Source organism: Porphyromonas vaginalis (assembly GCF_958301595.1).
Taxonomy (GTDB): Bacteria; Bacteroidota; Bacteroidia; order Bacteroidales; family Porphyromonadaceae; genus Porphyromonas; species Porphyromonas vaginalis.
Genome location: NZ_CATQJU010000001.1, coordinates 2,169,396 through 2,189,473 on the forward strand (window position 1 = coordinate 2,169,396; position 20,078 = coordinate 2,189,473).

At 51.4% G+C, this 20,078-nt stretch carries 19 protein-coding genes; 5 read left to right on the forward strand and 14 right to left on the reverse strand.

The annotated features are described in order from the left end of the window. The first annotated feature begins 382 nt into the window (after window positions 1–382). Both metK and Q2J34_RS08445 read left to right on the forward strand, forming a co-directional pair. Window positions 383–1,672 carry a methionine adenosyltransferase gene (metK, locus tag Q2J34_RS08440; RefSeq protein WP_300969988.1) on the forward strand — a complete coding sequence of 430 codons (1,290 nt, stop codon included), beginning with the start codon at window positions 383–385 and terminating at the stop codon, window positions 1,670–1,672. Between the two features lie 15 nt (window positions 1,673–1,687). Beyond that, window positions 1,688–2,146: a transcriptional repressor gene (locus Q2J34_RS08445; RefSeq protein ID WP_300969990.1), complete on the forward strand. Its 459-nt coding sequence runs from the start codon at window positions 1,688–1,690 to the stop codon at window positions 2,144–2,146. Between the two features lie 90 nt (window positions 2,147–2,236). On the opposite strand, the gene Q2J34_RS08450 is transcribed toward Q2J34_RS08445, so the two are convergent. From Q2J34_RS08450 to Q2J34_RS08490, 9 genes are all read right to left on the reverse strand, one after another. Next, window positions 2,237–4,261 (reverse strand): TonB-dependent receptor, encoded by a 2,025-nt coding sequence (locus Q2J34_RS08450; protein ID WP_300969992.1) that lies wholly within the window; start codon window positions 4,259–4,261, stop codon window positions 2,237–2,239. A gap of 115 nt (window positions 4,262–4,376) precedes the next feature. Then, complete coding sequence (locus Q2J34_RS08455) at window positions 4,377–5,546, reverse strand: DUF5074 domain-containing protein (RefSeq protein ID WP_298887984.1); 1,170 nt, start codon at window positions 5,544–5,546, stop codon at window positions 4,377–4,379. Between the two features lie 80 nt (window positions 5,547–5,626). Continuing rightward, window positions 5,627–6,379: a 5'-methylthioadenosine/S-adenosylhomocysteine nucleosidase gene (gene mtnN, locus Q2J34_RS08460; protein WP_298887986.1), complete on the reverse strand. Its 753-nt coding sequence runs from the start codon at window positions 6,377–6,379 to the stop codon at window positions 5,627–5,629. A 17-nt stretch (window positions 6,380–6,396) separates the two neighbouring features. After that, window positions 6,397–7,818: a cell division protein FtsZ gene (locus Q2J34_RS08465; protein ID WP_298887987.1), complete on the reverse strand. Its 1,422-nt coding sequence runs from the start codon at window positions 7,816–7,818 to the stop codon at window positions 6,397–6,399. A 49-nt stretch (window positions 7,819–7,867) separates the two neighbouring features. Next, the gene (locus Q2J34_RS08470) at window positions 7,868–9,340 is read right to left on the reverse strand and encodes a cell division FtsA domain-containing protein (RefSeq protein WP_298887989.1); all 1,473 of its coding nucleotides are present in this window, start codon (window positions 9,338–9,340) and stop codon (window positions 7,868–7,870) included. A gap of 54 nt (window positions 9,341–9,394) precedes the next feature. Next, window positions 9,395–10,147 carry a cell division protein FtsQ/DivIB gene (locus Q2J34_RS08475; RefSeq protein WP_298887991.1) on the reverse strand — a complete coding sequence of 251 codons (753 nt, stop codon included), beginning with the start codon at window positions 10,145–10,147 and terminating at the stop codon, window positions 9,395–9,397. A gap of 6 nt (window positions 10,148–10,153) precedes the next feature. Further along, window positions 10,154–11,530, reverse strand: a complete 1,377-nt coding sequence (murC, locus tag Q2J34_RS08480) for a UDP-N-acetylmuramate--L-alanine ligase (protein WP_298887993.1) — start codon at window positions 11,528–11,530, stop codon at window positions 10,154–10,156. Between the two features lie 37 nt (window positions 11,531–11,567). Next, the gene (gene murG, locus Q2J34_RS08485; RefSeq protein ID WP_298887995.1) at window positions 11,568–12,680 is read right to left on the reverse strand and encodes an undecaprenyldiphospho-muramoylpentapeptide beta-N-acetylglucosaminyltransferase; all 1,113 of its coding nucleotides are present in this window, start codon (window positions 12,678–12,680) and stop codon (window positions 11,568–11,570) included. Beyond that, the gene (locus tag Q2J34_RS08490) at window positions 12,653–13,108 is read right to left on the reverse strand and encodes a ParB/RepB/Spo0J family partition protein (protein WP_298887997.1); all 456 of its coding nucleotides are present in this window, start codon (window positions 13,106–13,108) and stop codon (window positions 12,653–12,655) included. Before Q2J34_RS08490 ends, murG begins: the two co-directional genes overlap by 28 nt. 54 nt (window positions 13,109–13,162) lie before the next feature. On the opposite strand from Q2J34_RS08490, the gene Q2J34_RS08495 reads away from it, so the two are divergent. Both Q2J34_RS08495 and Q2J34_RS08500 read left to right on the forward strand, forming a co-directional pair. Continuing rightward, complete coding sequence (locus Q2J34_RS08495) at window positions 13,163–13,921, forward strand: hypothetical protein (RefSeq protein ID WP_298887999.1); 759 nt, start codon at window positions 13,163–13,165, stop codon at window positions 13,919–13,921. 83 nt (window positions 13,922–14,004) lie between these two features. Further along, complete coding sequence (locus Q2J34_RS08500; protein ID WP_298888001.1) at window positions 14,005–14,271, forward strand: hypothetical protein; 267 nt, start codon at window positions 14,005–14,007, stop codon at window positions 14,269–14,271. Here the strand turns inward: Q2J34_RS08500 and Q2J34_RS08505 are convergent. From Q2J34_RS08505 to Q2J34_RS08515, 3 genes are all read right to left on the reverse strand, one after another. After that, window positions 14,227–15,267 carry a toxin glutamine deamidase domain-containing protein gene (locus tag Q2J34_RS08505; protein WP_298888003.1) on the reverse strand — a complete coding sequence of 347 codons (1,041 nt, stop codon included), beginning with the start codon at window positions 15,265–15,267 and terminating at the stop codon, window positions 14,227–14,229. The two genes, Q2J34_RS08500 and Q2J34_RS08505, sit on opposite strands and share 45 nt — an antisense overlap. 921 nt (window positions 15,268–16,188) lie before the next feature. Continuing rightward, complete coding sequence (locus Q2J34_RS08510; RefSeq protein ID WP_298888005.1) at window positions 16,189–17,103, reverse strand: dihydroorotate dehydrogenase; 915 nt, start codon at window positions 17,101–17,103, stop codon at window positions 16,189–16,191. Next, the gene (locus Q2J34_RS08515) at window positions 17,097–17,915 is read right to left on the reverse strand and encodes a dihydroorotate dehydrogenase electron transfer subunit (RefSeq protein ID WP_298888007.1); all 819 of its coding nucleotides are present in this window, start codon (window positions 17,913–17,915) and stop codon (window positions 17,097–17,099) included. The genes Q2J34_RS08510 and Q2J34_RS08515 overlap by 7 nt, the downstream gene beginning before the upstream one ends. A 664-nt stretch (window positions 17,916–18,579) precedes the next feature. Here Q2J34_RS08515 and Q2J34_RS08520 point away from each other — a divergent pair. After that, window positions 18,580–19,083: a helix-turn-helix domain-containing protein gene (locus tag Q2J34_RS08520; RefSeq protein WP_298888009.1), complete on the forward strand. Its 504-nt coding sequence runs from the start codon at window positions 18,580–18,582 to the stop codon at window positions 19,081–19,083. A 102-nt stretch (window positions 19,084–19,185) separates the two neighbouring features. On the opposite strand, the gene Q2J34_RS08525 is transcribed toward Q2J34_RS08520, so the two are convergent. Both Q2J34_RS08525 and Q2J34_RS08530 read right to left on the reverse strand, forming a co-directional pair. After that, on the reverse strand, window positions 19,186–19,413 hold the full coding sequence (locus Q2J34_RS08525; RefSeq protein WP_298888011.1) for a DUF7675 family protein: 228 nt from the start codon (window positions 19,411–19,413) through the stop codon (window positions 19,186–19,188). An 88-nt stretch (window positions 19,414–19,501) separates the two neighbouring features. After that, entirely contained in the window at window positions 19,502–19,738 is a 237-nt protein-coding gene (locus Q2J34_RS08530; protein ID WP_298888012.1) for a hypothetical protein, read from the reverse strand. Window positions 19,739–20,078: the final 340 nt, after the last annotated feature.

A 20,078-nucleotide genomic window follows, 5' to 3' on the forward strand; every position in this document is an offset into this window, starting at 1 on the left:
ATATGTAGTCTGCTCTAAATTATTGTAACAAGCTGGCGTTGGATTTTCAGCTAGGGCAGATGCCACCCCTTGCAGGATTAAAAAGTTTGTCTTACCTTTGCATCCACGAGATGACAAGAAGCTCTGATGCAGTCTTGGGATCGTAGTGGATGGATTTGATAAGCTTGCAACCACTTAGAAAAATGCTAAAAACTTACCTCCTCACCACTCTCTAGCAGAGATCGCAGCAGGAGGATCTTTTCTAAGCAAGCATAGAGATATCAAAGCACCCCACGAGCTGATCCGTCAGACTGGTGGGGTGCTTTCTTGTTGTACCCAGAGGCTTTGGCACGGGCCAATAGCCTCGACTCAATATATTTACATCAATCAGTATATCAGTAGTATGAATTACTTCTTTACATCCGAGTCGGTGTCTGAAGGACATCCAGATAAAGTGGCAGACCAAATATCCGATGCCATCCTAGACCAGCTGCTAGCTGGTGATCCCGCTTCGCGTGTCGCCTGTGAGACGCTCGTCACCACGGGACAGGTGATCGTTTCTGGCGAGGTGCGTAGCAATGCTTATGTCGATCTAGATGCGACCGTGAGGCGTGTGGTAGATCGTATCGGGTACAACCAGCCTGAGTACGGCTTTGACGCTCGTAGCTGTGGCATACTGAGTGCTATCCACGATCAGAGTAACGACATCAACCGTGGTGTGGACCGTGCCAACCCTGAGGAGCAGGGAGCTGGCGACCAGGGCATGATGTTTGGCTATGCAACGACCGAGACGGCCAACTATATGCCACTACCTCTCGACCTCTCTAATGCGCTGCTCTTCGAGCTGGCTGAGATACGCAAGCATGAGCCGGAGCTGATGCCTTACCTGAGACCTGATGCTAAGAGTCAGGTGACGGTAGAGTACGATGAGGACAACCATCCCGTGCGTATCGATACGATCGTCTTGAGTACGCAGCACGATGAGTTCATCAAGCCTGCCGATAGCTCTTACAAGGCGCAGCATGCTGCCGACCTGAAGATGCAAGAGCAAATCACAGAGGACATACGTCGCTACCTGCTCCCTCGTGTGGAGAAGTACTACCCGCAGTACGCTGATCTCTTTGCGGTGCAGGAGTATCGCCTGCTGGTCAACCCCACGGGTAAGTTTGTCATCGGTGGTCCTCACGGAGATACGGGTCTCACAGGTCGTAAGATCATCGTAGACACTTACGGTGGTCGCGCCTCCCATGGTGGTGGAGCCTTCTCGGGCAAGGACTGCTCTAAGGTAGACCGCTCTGGTGCCTATGCAGCACGTCATATAGCCAAAAATATGGTCGCTGCGGGCGTTTGCTCAGAGATGCTCGTACAGCTCTCATACGCTATCGGTGTCGCAGAGCCAGTGAGCATCTACGTGCATACATCTGGCAAGACGATCGATATGAGCGATGGCGAGATAGCACAGCGCATCTTGCGGGTCTTTGACCTGAGGCCCTATGCTATCGAGCAGCGCTTTGACCTACGCAAGCCGATCTATGAGGAGACCGCAGCTTATGGACACTTCGGGCGTGATGTGCGTTGGGTCAAGAAGAGCTTCGAGACCTTCCATAGAGGTACCATAGAGATGGAGGTAGAGCTATTCCCCTGGGAGAAGCTGGACTATGTGGAGCGTATCAGACAAGAGTTCGGTCTCTAGCCGCAGCTACGTCGTATGTCTCGTCTCTCTGAGAGTCTCCAGGCTAAGGAGCGACTCTTGCTACAAAACTATATCAAGGAGCAGGGGTTGAACCGTAGCCGCACGCGCGAAGCTATCTTAGAGTTGATAGGGGAGCAGATGGGGATCTTCTCGTCAGAGGATCTGATAGCACTCGCTAAGGAGCGTGGCGTGGCTATCGGAGACACGACGATCTATACTTGCGTAGACCTTTTTCTCAAGATCGGGATCTTGCTACCCCTACCGATGGGGCTAGCTGGGTCATTGGTGCGGCAGTCACTATGTCAAAGCAAGGCGTTACTGCTGTGCCGGCACTGTGGCACCGCCTTGCTCCATCGTAGCACCTCCGCACTGACGGAGCTACAGGCGGTCACGCCACCTCGCTACGGTGACGTCACACCGCTGCTGATCTACTGGGGCGTCTGCCCTCAGTGCTACCGTCTCGGACGACGATAGAGCCACACGACAAAAAGAGAGGAGATGCCGGTGAAGACATCTCCTCTCTTCAAAATGTGGGGGCAAAGTTTACCGCTTCGTCTAGCTTGACTAGTGGGTGACGACGAGTGTGAGACGGTAGTTGCGCAGCGGCATGGGGTAGTTGGCAATGACGTCGTAGGCTTGGCTTAGGAGGTTGTTGCACTCGAGCTGCAGACGCAGGCCGTACCCTCGTAGGGTGCGCTCGTAGGCGAGGGCTAGATCGTTGGTGTACCACGGCTGGAGGTGATTCTCGGGGAAGTTTTCCAGCTGACTGTACCGCTCGCCAGCGTAGATAAAGTTGTAGTTGAGCTGCCACCCCTTGTACTGCAGGATAGCCGTGGCGGAGCCACTATGCCAGGGGATGTAGGGGATCTGGTGGCGGTAGTAACTGTCCTTAGGGCTTGTGATGTCGATAGCTCTCTGGTAGGTGTACTGGGCCCGCAGAGATAGCTGCAGATCACGGACAGGCACGAGGCTCCAGGTGCACTGAGCGTCGATGCCTCGTATGTCGACCTTGCCGAGGTTGATCATGGTCCAGCGGAATTGCTGTCCCTTGGGGTAGGCGATGATCTTGTTGGTCACGAGGTTGTAGTAGGCATCTACCTTGAAGTCTAGGGCGTAAAGCCACGGCCTCTGCGGTGTGAGCTGGTACTGTAACCCTAGGTTGTACTGGGTCGTGTGCTCTGGGTCGAGCTTGACATTGCCTATCTCGGTGTAGTATAGATCGTTGAAGGTGGGGAGGCGAAAGCTTTGCTTATAAAAGGCGTTGAACCGCAGGTCTACGGTTTGCCACGGCTTGATCGAAAGGATCGCTGCAGGTGTGAGCTTGCGAAAGAGAGGAGCCTTGGTGAGCTTTTGCGCTTTATCCTGAGCTAGCGTGCCGAGGAGGCTGGCCTGTGCATTGATCCAATCGTTGGTATAGGTCGAGGCGAGGGCGAGCAGGTGGGTGAAGCGGTGTGGGTAGACGAAGTCGTAGAGATTGGCGTCGAGCTTGTTCCACTGCAGATCGTAGGCGGCGGAGAGGTACCAGTGGTCGATCAATTGGAAGGCGGAGGCGACGGAGCCGTATAGCTCTTGCTGCTGGTAGAGGTTGTCTACCTTGAAGGCTGCTGTCGGCTCGTTGCGCACGAAGTGGGTCTGATAGTAGGCATACTTGGCGATGGCATGTAGTCGTATGCGGTCGCTGAGCTGCTGCTCGTAGGTGGTCTGGACGAAGCTGTTGTTGTCCCAGAGACGCTCGCCACGACGCCACACATTATTGACGATAGCGCCTGGTATGCCTCGCTCGCTGTTGTAGTTGTAGAGCTTGACGAGCACCTGTCCGTCGGGGAGACCGATATGGAGATTGCCCTCTAGTCGTGTGGCGTTGATGTCTCCGTTGTGCCGGACGGCTGTGGTGTCGTAAGCTATCTCGTGGGTGATGGGCAGGACCTTCTTATACCTAAACTTATACTTGCCACTGCTCTTGATCCACTCCGCATTGAAGGACATGGTGACCCTGGGCTCTAGTCGGTGCTCGATCAGTATGGCGGGATTGAAGAGGTCGAAGGAGCCAGTCCTGAGGCTCGCTCTCAGATTGGTCTGCGCACCATCGGTAAAGATCGGCTTGCGTGTCTGCAGGTAGACGGTACCGCTAGAGCCAAAGTCCTTGGCAGGCTGTAGGTAGCTACCCTTTTGCCCATTGAAGACCTGTATCGCCTCCATATTGTCGAGGGAGTACTGGCCGAGGTCTATCTGCCCATTCTGCGCATTGCTCAGCTCGACACCATCGTAAAAGATCCCGACGTGGTGAGTACCCATGCTGCGTATGTTGACCGTCTTGAGTCCACCGACCCCGCCGAAGTCCTTGACCTGAACGCCTGAGAAGGAGCGGAGCGCATCGGCTATGGAGAAGGCACTGAGCGCCTTGAGCTCTTGCCCTGAGAGTTGCTGTGCGGGTATGACTCCTCGCTTGTAGTCTGGCTCACGGGGAGCGCGGACGACAACTGTCTCCAGATGGTGCGTGGATACGCTGTCTGGAGCGGTGTATTGCTGCCCATATATATAAGGAGTGGCAGCGCAGAGGAGGATGAGTGAGAAGATGAGAGTAGACATCGAGATAGAGACCTGTATATAAAAAGGGTAGGGGCGAACTCCCTAAGAGTCCGCCCCTACGTAGCTGTCTAACGGACAGGTATGGGCACTTATCGTGTGCCTCGTTGCCGTCTAGTTATTGCTTTACGAATGCAATGTGAGCGGGCAGCATACCGGTGCGTCCGGTCTGCCACTTGAGCTTGCCATCGGGTGTGTAGCAGTATAGCGTACCACTAGAGACAAAGTCCTTGGCATCCATGATGTAGATGTCGCCCGAAGTGGGGTGGATAGCGAGACCGTATGCGGTCTGAATGTTTTCAGCCGTGCCATCGGTGATGAAGCTCTCAGCGAGAGGCTTCGCAGCGTTGATGTCAACCAGACCGAAGCCTATCTTCATCTTCTTAGCTGCACTATCCCAGACGCTGCTGTAGTAGTAGAGCTTGTCACCATAGAAGGCCATCTCAGCGCAAGGCATATTGAGCGAGTCGAGCTTCGCAACCTTTTGCGTAGCTGGGTCTAGGTCTATGTAGTAGAGGTTTGAGGGTACGTTGCCGTAGTTACCACGCGAGGTGACCCATAGTCTACCGTTGTGGTCCATTCTGAGGCGGTGGAGATTCATACCAACCTCGATCTTGTCTACTTCGGTGAAGCTCTTAAGGTCGATGACTGATAGGGTGCGCTCATAGTTTGGCTTCATGTAGCCACCAGAGTTAGCGACGTATAGTCTTTCGCCCTTGATAACCATCTCCTCAGGCTGGTAGCCTACGACGACCTGTCCTGTGATAGCGAGCGTGTTGAGGTTGATACGATAGACGGCTCCACGGACTTGCCCCTGAGCGTCTCGTGTATCTGAGGTGCTGACGTAGCTAGAGACGTAAGCATTGTCGCCGCTGAAGCAGATGTAGCGACAGTTAGGAATGTTTACCTGACCGATGCGCTTACCGCTCTGAGCGTCGAGCACCTCTACCTTGTTAGAGCTGTTGATGACTGCGTATAGTCTAGAGCCGTATGCCTGTAGATCATTGCCCGTGTCGCCAAGCTCCTTGACTACGTTGGGGTTGACTGTGGCGTAGATATTTCGTGTGTAGGTGCCGTTGACGAGGTTCATGTAGTCCAGCGAACTGTTGTTTGCCTGGAAGTTGCCCTCGTTGAGTAGGTAGAAGCCAGCGATACCACCACTGACTTGTTGACTATTAGCTATCTCCTCAGAGTCGGCAGGAACGATAGCATCAGGCTCTTGACAAGAGCTGAAGAGTCCTAGACTGAGGATGCAGAGTAGGAGTAGATTGCGATATAAGTGATTCATAATATGATTGGGTTAAATAACTTTACTACAAAGATAATGAAAGGAATCGGTTTAGACGCTTTATGGGGAGGTGCCTACAGCTAGAGGAGCCCTGCGAGCGAAGAGACGAGTCGCATAGCATCTGCAAAGGGCGGTAGGAAAAGGTCTCTCTGCTGCCAGAAGTCTGCGTACTGCTTGCCATGATCCTGGCTCGTGAGTGGCGTGTCGCTGACGATGCGTAGGCTGACTAGTGGCGTCTGGTATAGATAAGCTGTCTGAGCGATGGCAGCACTCTCCATATCGACCGCAACGAGGTAGGGGTACTGCTGCGCGAAGGCTCTTAGGTGCTCAGCGTCGGGTATGAAGGTATCACCACAGAGGAGCAACCCCTCGTGAAGCGGTATGCTTAGTTGCTTTGCCACGACTGCAATGGTTGCAGCATCTGCTGAGAACTGAGCTGGCATGCCTTGTACTTGTCCACGCTCATTGCCCTCACCGCACCAGACGTCGTGGTAGCGGTAAGCCGTCGAGAGACAAAGGTCGCCGACCTGTGCCCCTGCGTAAAGTCCTCCCGACACGCCCACGTTGACTAAGAGGTGGGGGTGATAGAGCTCGATGGCGCGCTGTGTGGCAAGCGCTGCGTGTACCTTGCCGATGCCAGTCTCAATGAGGTGAAAGGTCCACTCAGTGGCATGCTCCTCTAGTCGTAAGGTGTAGCGATAGGTAGCAAAGGGGGCCTTTTCGACCAAAGCGCGCTCCACCAACTCGACAGCGGGAGCTAGAGCTTGCAGAGCAGACTGTATCGCCATGTGCTCTTTGCCCATAGCGCATAGCAAGACAATGGAGGAGAACATGCTGCTAGAGCTCCGGCTCAGAACTTGATAATCTTGGGCTGGTTGACTGATTGGGTGGTAGGCTCTGTACCTTCCTTCGTAGGATCGACGTTGGGCAGCTCCTCTACGTCTGCACTAGGCATCCGAGTAGGTGTGGAGCGCTGAGCAACCTTTGACGTGTCGAGTGTCTGAGACATAGCGGGTGTCTGGTTGCCATACTTGTACTTAGCACGTCGCTCCTCGACCTCTGAGTAGCTGTGGTTCTTAGCAGGCTCCTCGTCGAGGTAGTCTATCAGGTCGTCACGATCTAGCTCATCATCGGTCAGCACGATAGGCACAAAGGTAGGCAGAGAGCTGCGTGGCTCCAGGTCAAACTCGGAGTAGTACTGGTTGAGTAGCTTGTTTTGCTCCTTCTCGATCTCCGTCTGGCGCACATAGTCCTCCACATCCATAGCGGTCATAGGCATGTGCGCCTCCTTTTGGAAGCCAGATGCGATGATGACCACCATCACCTTGTTGCCCAGCTCTTCATTGAAAGCGTGTCCCGACTTATTGTTCTGCAGATTGCGGATGGAGGAGGTGAGCTTCTTGATCTCGTCCATCTCGTCTGTCGTCAGCGCGTCGGACGGATCGTAGAAGATAGCCAGCTGAAGCCTTGTCGCCGTCGTGATGTCGTCATTGTTGAGTAGGGGAGAGCGCAGAGCGGAGTCGATAGCCTTGCTCACACGGTCTACCCCCTCGCCGTAGCCGATGCTGATATGTGCGATGCCTCCGTCCTTGAGCGTGGTGCGTACGTCGGCAAAGTCTTGGTTCATCTCCATCTCGTTGGTGATAACCATCGTAATGGCTCGTACCGCATTGGCAAGGATCTCGTTTGCCTTGTTGAGAGACTCGTTCCAGGGTAGCTCACCATAGACTTGGTTGATGTTTTCGTTGGCAATGATGACCAGCGAGTCTACCTCTTGTCGCATGCGCTCGGCACCTTGCGCCGCTTTGATCATACGCTGTCTCTCCTCACGGACGAAAGGCATGAAGATAAAGCCAACGGTGAGCAGTCCCATGTCGCGAGCTATCTTCGCAATGACAGGTGCAGCGCCAGTCCCTGTGCCACCTCCCATGCCAGCGCAGATGAAGACCATCTGCGTCTCATTGTCGTCCAGGAGGGAGTGGATGAGCTCTCGGTCTTCTAAGGCGGCCTCTTCGCCGACCTCGATCTTACTTCCGGCACCTAGTCCCTGGGTTAGCTTCTGCCCGATGACGGCTACATCTTTTAGTCCGCTCTTGGCGAGGTCTTGCTCATCAGTGTTGAGGAGCAGATAGGATACGCCCTGGAGTCCAGAAGCGTGAATGTGCTTGACGGCATTGCCTCCAGCACCACCTACGCCGATCACCTTGATGAGCTTTCTCTGAGCGACCGCTTTATTGTATTTGAAGTTGACGAGCTTGTCTGCGTTATCCATTTGTCGAAAGAGGTAAGAGGTTAGATAAATTGAAGGTGAGAGGGGAGGACTAGTCGATGTCGTCGTTGGTCAGTACGTCCTTAATCTTGGAGAACCAGTTGAAGGACTTCTTGCGCTTAGCACTCTTGGGCTCCCGCTTTGCAGTCTTATGTGGCTGGTCGACATCGGGTAGGTCAAAGAGCGATGTCTGAGCCTGTTGCTGTGGGTGCTGCTCTGGCTCCTCTTGAGGTGTAGCGGCGCTAGTCGTCTCTTCCGGAGCCTCTTGGGGCGTATCAACTTGTGCCGCTACAGGCTGAGGATGAGCCTGTGTGGTGACCTTGCTTGACGGAGAGGCCGTCGTCTGAGGGGTGTCGATAGCTCCGACGCAGTTGACCTCGGCGCGATAGATGAGTCCTGCACAGCCAGCGTAGTCCACATCGCTAGAGAGGGGTGTGTTGTCCTTGTACACCTTATCGTTGAACTCTCGCGCTAGTGAGACAAACTTGCTCTCGCTCTGTAGGTAGTTTATGAAGCCTCTCATGAGTGCGCCTTGCCCAGCTAGGACAATGCCAGAACCCAGTCTAGCACCCGCCTCAAAGTCACGAATGACTCGAAGCACGTTGGCGGTGATCTCCTTCATACGGGCTGTCACGAGGCTATTGATGTCACGCATCTTGATCTCTCGCTCGCGGGTACCGTCTGGAGAGCTGAGCGTGATAGACTCATCATCGTAAGCATCGGTAAAGGGGTGTGCCTCCTCCAGCTTGATCTTCTCTGCTTCGGGGTAAGTGATGTGGAGAGACATCAAGTCGTTGGTTATGTTTTTCGAACCAAAGGGGATGACCCGTAGACACTTCAGCGTGTCGTTTTTGTAGATAGCGACAGAGGAAGTGCCGGCACCAATGTTGACTAGTGCTACGCCGAGCGTCTTAGCATCGGGATAGAGGAGTACGTCCGCCTCGCAGCATGGAGAGGGGAGTATAGCCTCTAGCTCGAGCCCTAGACGGTCCTCGATAGCCATCCGGATGAAGTTGACATTGCTAGAGCGAGTCGTGATGAGGTTGAAGTGGATCGAAAACTCCGTGCAGAGCAGTCCCTTGATGTTTCTCTCCACACGTCCGTCTACGAGACAGTAAGGGTCCGACACATCCAGCACCTCGTGAGCGTTGAGTCGGTAGTTCTTGACTCGCTCATTGATGAGGTTGATATGGTAGTCGCTGATCTCCTCACCGTCGGGGTTGTCCATCTTATGATTGATCTTGTAGGATCGTGACATAAGAGACTTACCGCCGAAGCCGACGTAGACCTTTTTGATCTCTGTGTGCTGATCCGGGAGCTGCTCGTTGAGACGATCTATCAGTACCTTGAGCTTGTTGTGTAGCTCCTCCATATTGTTGACGACCCCCTTGCGAATTGCGTTGCTTGTGGGCACCTCGGCTATGGCGATAGGGAGGACTTTGCCATCCTTCTTGGTACCTACCATACCCCGTATGGTAGCACTACCTAAGTCTATGGCAGTGTAGAGATCTTCGTTGTATAACATTAGAGTGCGTTGAGAGTATACGATTATGTGTTAAGGCAGATTCGAGAGGCTTGATCAAGGTCTTTGTAAAGCTCCCTCCTCTGACGGGACGGTTACTATTTGGTCTTTGTACTCCAAATGTACAGAAATAAAGCTATTCCAGCCAAATATGGGGATCACCTGTTCGACGAAGAGTCTGAGATTATCTAGTTTCTCCTCCCAGTTAGAGCTTCGCCCCAGGATGATCTCCGTATTGCTAGCTCGTGGCGTGGCGATGACCCCTCGAATGGGATCTACATAGATATGTATGAATAGATCTCGCCAGAGCGGATCAGCAAGGATCAGTTGCATCAACGGGTAAAGCTCGTGCGCCGCTTGATCTACAGAGATGCTACCACTGACCGGCAGAAAGGTCGTGTAGTAGTCCTCGCTACGCTCTATCGGCACTACCGTCTGATCCTTGCAGACGAAGTAGTTGCCCTGTGGCGTGAGCAACGTAAAGAGTGGCTCGCGCTGGAGCATAGATACGTGTAGCACGCCCCCTGGAGTGGTGTAGAGATCTATGTGACTAAAGAGCCCATTGCGTATCAGCTGCGACTCGATAGCCATCGTAGAGAGTGAGTCTACCGACTGACCTATGGGGCGGAAGCCTAGCGCCTTCAGCTCGCTCACGAGATCTCGCTCAGGCATCAAGGGATGCTCGCCCTCGTACTTAATATCCGCCTTCACATCAGAGATACGTACTGGTGCCGTCTGTGGTGACGAGACCGCCATGTAGCAGAGTAGTCCTACGAGGAGAGCAGCTAAGGTGAGATATAGGTAGCGCATGCCTTATTATGATAGTGTAGCTAGATAATCTCTGATCGGGAGGACCAACTTGTCAATGTCTCCCGCCCCGACCGTGACCACCACTCGTGGCAACTCTATCTGTCGCAGTAGGGGGAGTAGCTCCTCCTTGGTACATAGCCAGCGGTGTGGCGCTGTCAACTCCTTATATATAAGCTCCGAAGTGATGCCAGGCATAGGCTCCTCACGGGCTGGGTAAATGTCTAGCACGATTACCTGATCCACGTGCGAGAGGCTCTCGGCAAAGTCCTTATAGAAGTCTGCCGTACGCGAGTAGAGGTGTGGCTGAAAGATAGCCAGTACGTCCTCCGAGCCGTAGATCTCCTTGATCGAGCGAATGGAGCTGTCTAGCTCCACTGGGTGATGCGCATAGTCATCGATGAGTAGGTGTCGATCCGTCTGCAGTACCAGCTCGAAGCGTCGCTTGGTGCCTCGGAAGCTCTCCACACCTCGTACGATGTCCGCCGGAGCAACTCCGTTGAGGTAAGCGATGGTCATAGCTGCCGTAGCATTCTCTAGGTTAGTACGTACAGGCACCCCGAGAGCGACCTGCTCTAGATGAAGCCCCGCCTCTGGGTAGTGCCAGTCGAAGCGGATCGTACCATCGCCGACCGTCACATGGTCGTAGTAAACGTCCGCCGTAGAGGCACTGCCATAGGTCAATGTGCGTACGCCCTCTGCTAGGTGTGGCTTGATCGGTAGCCCTTCCTTCATCAGTAGCGTGCCACCAGGTTGTATTTGCCCACAAAATGCTTCAAAGCCTGCGAGGTACCCCGCATAGTCTCCGTAGATGTCTAGGTGATCCGCATCAGTTGAGGTCACGACAGCCATATAAGGGTTGAGGTGTAGGAACGAGCGGTCATACTCGTCCGCCTCTACCACCAGCAGGTCGGAGTGGTCGGAGTAGATAAAGTTAGAACCCGTATCCACAGCCAGTCCGCCGATGAATGCGGTACAGCCCACCTCCTTGGCTCCATCTAGGATATGCGCTAGCATATTGGTCGTTGTGGTCTTACCATGCGAACCGGCAACGGCCAGTGTACGATAGCTCTCGGCTATGACACCCAGCGCCTCCGCACGCTTCAAGACACGGAAGTGATGACTGCGCAGATAGCACAGCTCAGGGTGGTCGTGCGGTATAGCAGGCGTGTAGATGACGAGGGTATTGTCAGGCGTCATCGGAGCTGTCTCCAGCCACGTCGCATCGCTATCGTAGTGTATAGCGATGCCTAGTTGCTCCAGCTCGTCCGTGTACATATTGTGCGAGCGGTCGTAGCCCGACACGTTGCACCCCTTGAGATGATAGTAACGTGCTAGAGCACTCATGCCAGCACCGCCGATACCTATAAGATAAACGTAACTCATGCGTTAGAGAAAGGTCTTTGCAAAGTAATATAAGAGACTACCACAGCAGCTCCATCTGATCCACGATGCGCTCCACCGCTTGCGGTGTAGCAAGATCACGGAGCGCCACCTTCATCTCATCCCTTCGCGTCTCGTCTTTGAGTAGCTCCGTGATGGTGAGTCCCATCTGACCTATCGCTTCGCTGTCGGGAAGGAGGATTGCAGCGCCACGAGTAGAGAGTGCACGCGCGTTTTTCGTCTGATGATCCTCAGCCACATTGGGTGAAGGAACCAGTATAGCAGGAAGCTCCGAGAGACAAAGTTCTGAGACACTCAAAGCACCCGCACGAGACACAGCCACATCGGCCAGGCGGTAAGCTAGATCCATACGCTCTACGTATGCCGAGACGTAAGCTCGCTTGCTAATATCGTACTCCTTGATCAGCTCCTGTGCTTCATGCTCATAGCTACGTCCCGTCTGCCAGATCAACTGATAGCCTAGCTTGCTCCACTCAGGTAGCGCAGCCACGACCGACTCATTGATCGTCCTAGCCCCCAGACTACCGCCCATGACTAGGATCGTACGCGAGAGTGAAGAGGGGAGTGCAAAGTACGCACAAGCCTCCTCGCGGGTCGTATGGTTGTACTCGATAGCGTGACGTACCGGATTGCCCGTTAGGATGATCCGATCACTCGGGAAGAAGCGCTCCATGCCTGGATAAGCGACGCAGATACACTTCGCATCACGAGCTAGGAGCTTATTGGTCACACCAGCATAGCTATTTTGCTCTTGCAGGAGGGTAGGGATGCCGCTACGCTGAGCCTCCTTGAGCGTGGGGGCGCTCGCATAGCCACCCACACCGACGGCTAGATCGGGGTGAAAGTCTGCCAAAGTCTTGCGAACCATCAGGCGGCTCTTGATAAGAGAGCGCAGTACCTTAAAGTTGCGCCAGAGACGCTTACGATCCATCCCCATGACAGGCAGTCCCACGATCTCATAACCAGCTGCGGGGACACGCTCCATCTCCATACGCCCCAGGGCACCCACGAAGAGTATCTGACTCTCGGGGTAGCGTCGACGTACCTCGTCGGCAATAGCTAGGGCGGGGTTGATATGTCCACCTGTACCGCCTCCACTGATGATCACTCTAGGTTTGTTTGGCTCTTGCATAGCACGATGAGATCGATAAAGTCTACTGAAATAAAATGGCCTGTCGCAGTCGGCTCTACATAGCCCGACTGCAATCGCTTACAAATGTACGAAAAAGCACACAACTGCCCAGCTTGGCTCTTGGCTCGGAGCTTGTCGGCTGTGACGTGGCTCGGGATAACGACGCAGGGGGCGGAGGTCATACCCAGCTCGACCATAGCTCGGAGGCGCATATTGCCTCCGATGACGATGTACTTGTCCCCGTGCGGATAGACGAGGATGCCACGTAGCTGGAGCATATCGGGGTTGTCTAGTATGCTTCGCTTGAGCTTGGCTAACTTGTCGGGCTGTATGTTGCGGGGATTGGCTGGTAGCCCGTCTATCTGCCCCTTGTTCTCCTCGAGCTGTGCTATGGGTAGCTCGGTGTAGTGCGGTGCGTTGTTGTTCATGGTGTTGTATTATTGGTTGTTAGTTTGTACCTTTGGTTCGTAATTGGTTGAGTTATGGAGGAGGATTTAAGCTTTCAATATCATCTAAAGAATACGAAGCCGATAGAGCTTCTAGAGCTTACAAATTCGCTTGCTTCTCTTGATGTTATGTTCAAAGAGCAGACGAAGGTGAAAGATGCTAAGCTATACGTCCATACAGTCCGTGAGGGGAGCATAATTGTAGACCTTGTCCAATATGTTGGAGTCACAATGCTAGAATTTCCTGATGTGGCTCCGCTCTTTGTCTCTTTTGCTGAGTATCTTTTCTTAAAGATTCGTGAGGCAATGGTCGGGCAACCTTTGGAACGTTGGAGTATAGATGAATTGAAATCTATTCGCAGTATTCTATCCCCTGCGACAAAGGGAGACAATAGTCTCGAACTTAGTGTTGCGGATAATAAGGGAAACATATTCAATAATTGTTCGTTCAATCTTACAGCATCACAGGCTCACGATGCGAGCTTAAACATCGAAGCTGAAGAGATACGTCGGAAAGAGACGGTCTTAGAAGATGAGGTGTATGAAGAATTGCTTGTTCTCACTCAGTTACGTAATGAAAGTTCGGCTGTGGGCTCTCAAGGGGTGATAGATAGATTTGGACGTAAACCTAAGAGACTACTCTTTGCTCCTGGAGTAAATGAAATCATCTCTCATCAAAGTGACAACCCATTTAAGCAGATGTACTTTGTTCGTTTTTCTGTGAAGACTGCGAATGGAGAAATCAAAGCGTACTATATACAATCAGTCTTGGACATCATACCATTAGAGGGATAGTGTTTGTCGTGTCGGGTGAAGCTGTTCATTCTGTTGTTGTGAAATTAGTTTGTACCTTTGTTGTGTCTGAAAACGAATACATTATGAATAAGATAGACCCCTCCGTATTAGAGAGACTAAAGCCTATTGCAATACCAAACGACTGGGACATAGTAGCACGAGTTGGTGTCTTGATGGACAAGACTGTTTATCAGCTCAGCAGTAGTGCTATATCTGATGGCGCAAAAGTCGGGTATCCTCACCTTTACTTTGCCGATGGCGTTCAGTTGTCTCATGAGCAGGTTCTATTGGTAATAAAACAAGATTTATTTCAAAGTGGAGGAGATTGCTCCCAAAAAATCACTTCTTAGGAGTAGTCTATCTACACGTAGTAGCTGAATCTTTGAACCGCTCATCATCTCTTTTACGACTCCTTCTAAAGATAGAAACGTGTTCCTCTGCGGGTCGTAAATAACTAATCCGTCGGCAGTCCTCTCAGCTGTCACGATATGTCCTAACTTCTTCGATATATCCCAGCCTATATGGTAGCGACTACCGATTGGCTGGGTTTGCTTTTCTATCGCTTTCACAATCTCGTCTGGCTCTCCGCCTATCAAAGCTGAGAATTCGGGCGTTTTCCCCTTGGCTGTCATCCAAATGCTACGAGTGTCCTCTGATAGTAGCTTTGATATACTGCCATCACGTTTGTCAAACTTCAAGGCTGTAATGTCATACCCTCTGAGTCTCATTTCGTGTACTACTACGCAGGAGGCGCAGTTCTCAATGTCTCGTGAGATGTTAGATTGTCCGTTGTCTGCTTCCTCAAAAGACATAGCCTTCCCACGCTTATACCCCGTAGCCTTATTTATCTCTTCAAAGTTCTTCACTTGAGCCTCAGAGAAGTTGTCTAGTGTCTTGTGATCGGCTAGAGCTGTCTGCGCCTCTTTTGTTGCTTTGCGTCCGAGCTTGTTGCCGTATGTGCCGAGCTTTTGAGCTTCTATAGACTGACTCTTGAATGTCGGTGTGAGGGTGCCGTCCTTGCCTACCTTGTAGTTGTCACGGACGAAGTAGGGGAGCGTGCCTCGCTGGCTGGAGCGTGCGATGCGGTCGCTGTTGTTGGCGAGGTGGTCGGTGAAGTTCTTCGGGGGTGCGGTCACTTGTCCCGTGGGGGCTGGTGGCTGTTTGCCGTTGGCTATTAGCTCTTGGCGGGCTTGGAAGCTGTCGATGTCCTCCATAATCGGAACTGCGTGGCACCTGCAGTGGGGGTGCCAGCCGACGAACTCGAACTCCTTGGGGTACTTGAGGTACTGCTTGAGGTGGGTCGCTAGGCGGTTGGCGGGGGTGCCGTCACGGAGGGCGATGTCCATAGCGGTCTCGACCTAGAGCTGACTGACACGAAGGACTTCATCCTTGTCAATGAGCTTTACGATCTGAGCGTATAGTGGCTGTCAGATAAAATGCGTGCCTTCGGGCAAAGGTTACAGCATCGTGATTTTAACGGGGACGGACGCACCGACGGTCTGCGTCCGACCGTGCGTTCCTACAAATCGTTACTCGTCAAATTCATCCCTGCAAAGGGGGATCTTCGTAAGATTTACGGAATTGGGGGACTAGACACTCCTCACTCCTAAAACATATAATCTCACCATGCAACTAAACATAAAACTCATTCTGAAATCAGCAAAGATATAATAAAGGAGTCTCAAGGGTTAGCCCATATATTGCTTTTTCATGGGCTACAACACAACGACAGACGAGGAATAGATGTGCTGAGCACTCCGATATTTGCGAGGATTCGGATCTCACCTGAGAAAATCTCCAATAGCTACGTAGCAAACAAAAAATCTCCACGGAGAGGAGAAACAAAACTTCGGAAGAATGAAATGAAACCTCTAATCTCTATTTACATATCTTTACGGGGAAATTCGTCCGATTCCCTCCTTTCTCGAATATCCACGTGGAAAATCTCAAATCTCTACGTGGATATTTTTTATTTTCCACGTGGGCGCAAATCATTTCTTCCGAAGTTTCATTTCATTCCTCCGAAGTTTCATTTCATTCCTCCGAGGAATTTTTTATTCCCCACGTGGAGATTTCGAAATATCCACGTGGAAATCACTTTTCACCGACACAGCGCCGTGTCGATATGTAGACGGCTCTAAATTATTGTAACAAGCCGGCATCAAATTTCCCCAGCCAGGGCTCACGCATTTTTGGCGATCAATCTGACCTCTCTTCGCAAATCGCGAAAAGAACTCGGAGGATATCACAGGTGCCTCTCGGAGTCGTTAGATGGATACGGCTCCGATCAGCTCCTGTACATCTGATATGTGATTCTCTTCGAGATAGTTAGATAGCTGGTGGACAAGCTTGGAGGCTATGTCTGGCTCGACGAAGTTGTAGGTACCCACTTGCACAGCAGTAGCACCCGCCAAGAGGAATTCGATCACATCTTCGATAGTAGCGATGCCTCCTAGCCCTATGACTGGTATCGACACCGCCTGCGCCACTTGCCACACCATACGAACGGCTATAGGCTTGACAGCAGGACCACTCAGTCCTCCAGTGATTGTCGATAGCTTAGGTCTTCGCGTCTTGACATCAATCGCCATACCGAGGAGCGTATTGATGAGCGAAAGGCTATCAGCGCCAGCCTCTTCGGCAGCACATGCGATCGATGTGATATCGGTGACATTAGGCGAAAGCTTGACCATCAGATGACCTTTGTAAGCTTTTCGCACCGCCGAGACAACTTCGTAGGCACTGTCGCAATTGACACCAAAAGACATCCCGCCCTCTTTTACATTCGGACAGCTGATATTGAGCTCGATAGCATGCACCTTTGGGTGGTCATTTAGTCGCTCAGCGCAGGCTACATAATCTTCGATCGTAGAGCCACTCACATTGACCAGTATCTCTGTTTCATAGTGACTTATCTCAGGTAGGATATGCTCTACTAGGTAGTCCACGCCCTTGTTTTGTAGGCCTACACAGTTGAGCATACCAGCCGTCGTCTCTGCCATACGGGGGTATGGATTCCCTTGTCTGGGATGCAGGGTAGTTCCTTTGACTATAAATCCACCCAGCTCACTGAGATCTTGAAATGGTGCAAACTCCAACCCATATCCGAAAGTACCAGAAGCTGTTAGAATGGGGTTCTTAAGCGTAATTCCCCCTCCTATATTGACCGATGTGCTTACCATAATAGTTGATCAAAGTTAAATACAGGACCATCCGTACAGACGCACGTATTCCCCTGGTTTGCAATATTCTCCACACAGCAAAGGCATGCCCCCACACCACAAGCCATAAGATTTTCGAGCGAAGCTTGGCCTGGCACGTTGTGCTTCTTAGCCCAGCTATGGATAGCTCGCATCATAGGACGAGGACCGCAAGTGTAGACCATCGAGTAGTCGTCTTGCTCTAGCTCAGGAGCGGCCAAGACGGCACCCCGAGTACCATAGGACCCATCGTCAGTCGTATAACTATAAGAGCAACCGATCTGCTCAATCTCATCGCGAAGTATCAGTAAAGAAGAGGTGCGAGCACCTATGATCAGGTGCGGGTGCACTCCCGATAGTTGCTGCAAGTGGCGCGCCAGCATAATGATGGGAGCCATACCGACCCCGCCAGCGATTAGGAGCGGACGCTCTCCAGCAATGCCAAGGTCTGTCGCAAAGGGCGTGCCCAAGGGACCAATTATATTGACCTTGGCACCCGCTTTTAGATCGCACATATAATTACTTCCACGTCCCACACGCTGCACTAGGAGGGTCAGGCATAGCTCCTCGCTAGACCACTTATATATAGATATGGGGCGCCTCAAGAGTATTCCAGCTGGGCGACAGTCTATTTGTACAAACTGTCCAGGAGCCACCCCTTGTAGCCACGATGCACTAGAGATAGAGGTGATCTCCAGTCTTAAGTAAAGTAGGTGATAGCGTGGAGCTACCTGCTCATTGTCTATTACAACAGCATCAACGCTCGCAGGCTGTGATGATTTGGTCCGATCCATATCCATTCATTTGTATGCGTATAGAAAACTATCGAGAGCCTCTCTTTGGGGCTCCTAGCTTCTGCTGAGACAAAAGTACGGCTTTTTTGCCGTTTGCTCCATATAGATAAAAAGTCGAGATAAGGAGCAGATAAGATTCACAAACGAACAGTCGGGCTGCTACAAATAAATCTCGCTACAATTGCAAACTAGAAAACATCCAACACAAATGTAACTCCAAACACTTCACACAAGTAGTCTAGTTACCGCGAGTACACAAACAACATCGCTAATTTATTTGTAAAGAGGTGCGTTTCACGATATTATCACCACCTTAAAATGTTTCTTTATTGTCTATATATGAGGCAGATACAACAAAACAGATAAGTAAGACTACACTGTTGTATTGCTATATATAGGCATCTAATAGCCCCGTCCCTACCCTACTCTACTAGACGTATCGCTAACTATCAAATAACCAATCAATAGAATTTGATATGCGTAGCTGAAGTGTAAGTAGAAAAGTAGCTGCTTACTAAGCAATACCCTATTTGGATCCTATTTGTCAGCCATGTTGCTTGTCGTTTCAATTGTATTCACTACATTTGTATCGAGAAGGTCGCTTGACACAATTCAACTGCCTACAATTTCGCGCGTCACAAATGTATTGTTAAGGAAGAAGACTATGCTACTAATAGAATCTGAAGGAATTATAGAGCGTGTCCGCTATATGATGGAGTCTATGGAGCTAAACGCTACAGCTTTTGCTACCGAGGCGGGGATTACGCCGTCTGTTATTAGTCACATGCTCAACGGGCGCAATCGCCCCACCATAGAGACACTCAATAACATCATATCTGCCTATCCATCGTGGAGCTATGAGTGGTTGCTCTTTGGCAAGGGGACGCCTAAGCGTGAGGAGCAGAGCGTCTCACTACCCATAGAGAGTAGTCTCTTCGGGAGTTATGAGGCCGGTGCACCATCTTCACAGACAGCGCACGCGACCCCCTCTTCTGAGTCAACATTACAGAGCGGGCTCACCTCCATACCATTTACTTCTGAGGAGGTAGAGCAGATACGTCAAGTGCTACTTCAGCAGCACACTGCAACCCGTGAAGTGAGTGAGATACGCATCTTCTATAGCGATGGGAGCTATGAGATATTCGTTCCTCAGAGCAGTGTGAAGTAGTTCAAGCCTTTAGCCTAACCTCCAGCTAGGCTAGAAATAAAACCTTCGGGCTTCAGATCTCGCAATTCTAGGAAGGCGAATAGCAGTATAGCGAAGTGACGGCTATGTGCCAAAGAACTTCACCCAATACGGATTCTCTCTATCGAAGATTGCTTTCTGCTCCTTCGTTAGTCGATCTGGATAGTCTTCAAAAAGATTGTAGACCATCTTCTTGTCAAATGAGAACAGATGTGAGTCTAGCCTGTCTATCTCAGAAGTCCAATAGATCACATCGCCTTCATTCTTCTTGTCAAAGTCGTAGAGAGCTTCGTACTCGCTTACATCTTTCATATCTCAGCGCATTCTGCACTAAAGGCACAAACTGACAACCAGCTATCGTGCAGACTATCTCTCCATAAATGCTGATGTAGTATAAGACCTATGAACGATCTATGAGATACAGAGAGTCCTCCACTGAAAGCTCCCTAGCCACGCCATCCTTCACAAGAATAGCGGGAGGAATACCAACATACCTCATGGTATTAAGGTCTCCCAAGAAAGCCTTTCCGCCTTTGTACTCACAGACGAAACCAGCAAAGTCGTACCCGCACGAACGAGCCAACTCGTCAGCGAGCCTTTTCTCTTCAGCGGTATATCCTGCTTTGCCCATCTTCATAACTCAACCTATTCAACGCCAAAGGTACAAACTAACGACCAATAATGGAACAATGTACATTCCTTGCAACATACAGCCAAACAAAGGAAATACAATGCCTGTACAGAGCAAATCTTTTCTCCATCTTTGCGGTGTCAAAACTCCTAGAAAGCTTTAAGTTTGCAGAGTGAAAAGAAATCGACCCGAGATTAGGTCAATTAAACGGGTTGTTCTTACCTTTGTTGTAGTAAAGATAAGGACAGCAACGAGAGGGTGATCTATCGTCCCTACGAGGCTACGAACCTAAGGCCTGCTATAGCCCCTCAGGAGTTCAGCTACTTGAGACTTATTAGAAAGTGAG

Bases quoted from the DNA above. Each gene is read 5' to 3' on its own strand.
- metK (WP_300969988.1), top strand. From the start codon at position 383: ATGAATTACTTCTTTACATCCGAGTCGGTGTCTGAAGGACATCCAGAT.
- Q2J34_RS08445 (WP_300969990.1), top strand. From the start codon at position 1,688: ATGTCTCGTCTCTCTGAGAGTCTCCAGGCTAAGGAGCGACTCTTGCTA.
- Q2J34_RS08450 (WP_300969992.1), bottom strand. From the start codon at position 4,261: ATGTCTACTCTCATCTTCTCACTCATCCTCCTCTGCGCTGCCACTCCT.
- Q2J34_RS08455 (WP_298887984.1), bottom strand. From the start codon at position 5,546: ATGAATCACTTATATCGCAATCTACTCCTACTCTGCATCCTCAGTCTA.
- mtnN (WP_298887986.1), bottom strand. From the start codon at position 6,379: ATGTTCTCCTCCATTGTCTTGCTATGCGCTATGGGCAAAGAGCACATG.
- Q2J34_RS08465 (WP_298887987.1), bottom strand. From the start codon at position 7,818: ATGGATAACGCAGACAAGCTCGTCAACTTCAAATACAATAAAGCGGTC.
- Q2J34_RS08470 (WP_298887989.1), bottom strand. From the start codon at position 9,340: ATGTTATACAACGAAGATCTCTACACTGCCATAGACTTAGGTAGTGCT.
- Q2J34_RS08475 (WP_298887991.1), bottom strand. From the start codon at position 10,147: ATGCGCTACCTATATCTCACCTTAGCTGCTCTCCTCGTAGGACTACTC.
- murC (WP_298887993.1), bottom strand. From the start codon at position 11,530: ATGAGTTACGTTTATCTTATAGGTATCGGCGGTGCTGGCATGAGTGCT.
- murG (WP_298887995.1), bottom strand. From the start codon at position 12,680: ATGCAAGAGCCAAACAAACCTAGAGTGATCATCAGTGGAGGCGGTACA.
- Q2J34_RS08490 (WP_298887997.1), bottom strand. From the start codon at position 13,108: ATGAACAACAACGCACCGCACTACACCGAGCTACCCATAGCACAGCTC.
- Q2J34_RS08495 (WP_298887999.1), top strand. From the start codon at position 13,163: ATGGAGGAGGATTTAAGCTTTCAATATCATCTAAAGAATACGAAGCCG.
- Q2J34_RS08500 (WP_298888001.1), top strand. From the start codon at position 14,005: ATGAATAAGATAGACCCCTCCGTATTAGAGAGACTAAAGCCTATTGCA.
- Q2J34_RS08505 (WP_298888003.1), bottom strand. From the start codon at position 15,267: ATGGACATCGCCCTCCGTGACGGCACCCCCGCCAACCGCCTAGCGACC.
- Q2J34_RS08510 (WP_298888005.1), bottom strand. From the start codon at position 17,103: ATGGTAAGCACATCGGTCAATATAGGAGGGGGAATTACGCTTAAGAAC.
- Q2J34_RS08515 (WP_298888007.1), bottom strand. From the start codon at position 17,915: ATGGATCGGACCAAATCATCACAGCCTGCGAGCGTTGATGCTGTTGTA.
- Q2J34_RS08520 (WP_298888009.1), top strand. From the start codon at position 18,580: ATGCTACTAATAGAATCTGAAGGAATTATAGAGCGTGTCCGCTATATG.
- Q2J34_RS08525 (WP_298888011.1), bottom strand. From the start codon at position 19,413: ATGAAAGATGTAAGCGAGTACGAAGCTCTCTACGACTTTGACAAGAAG.
- Q2J34_RS08530 (WP_298888012.1), bottom strand. From the start codon at position 19,738: ATGAAGATGGGCAAAGCAGGATATACCGCTGAAGAGAAAAGGCTCGCT.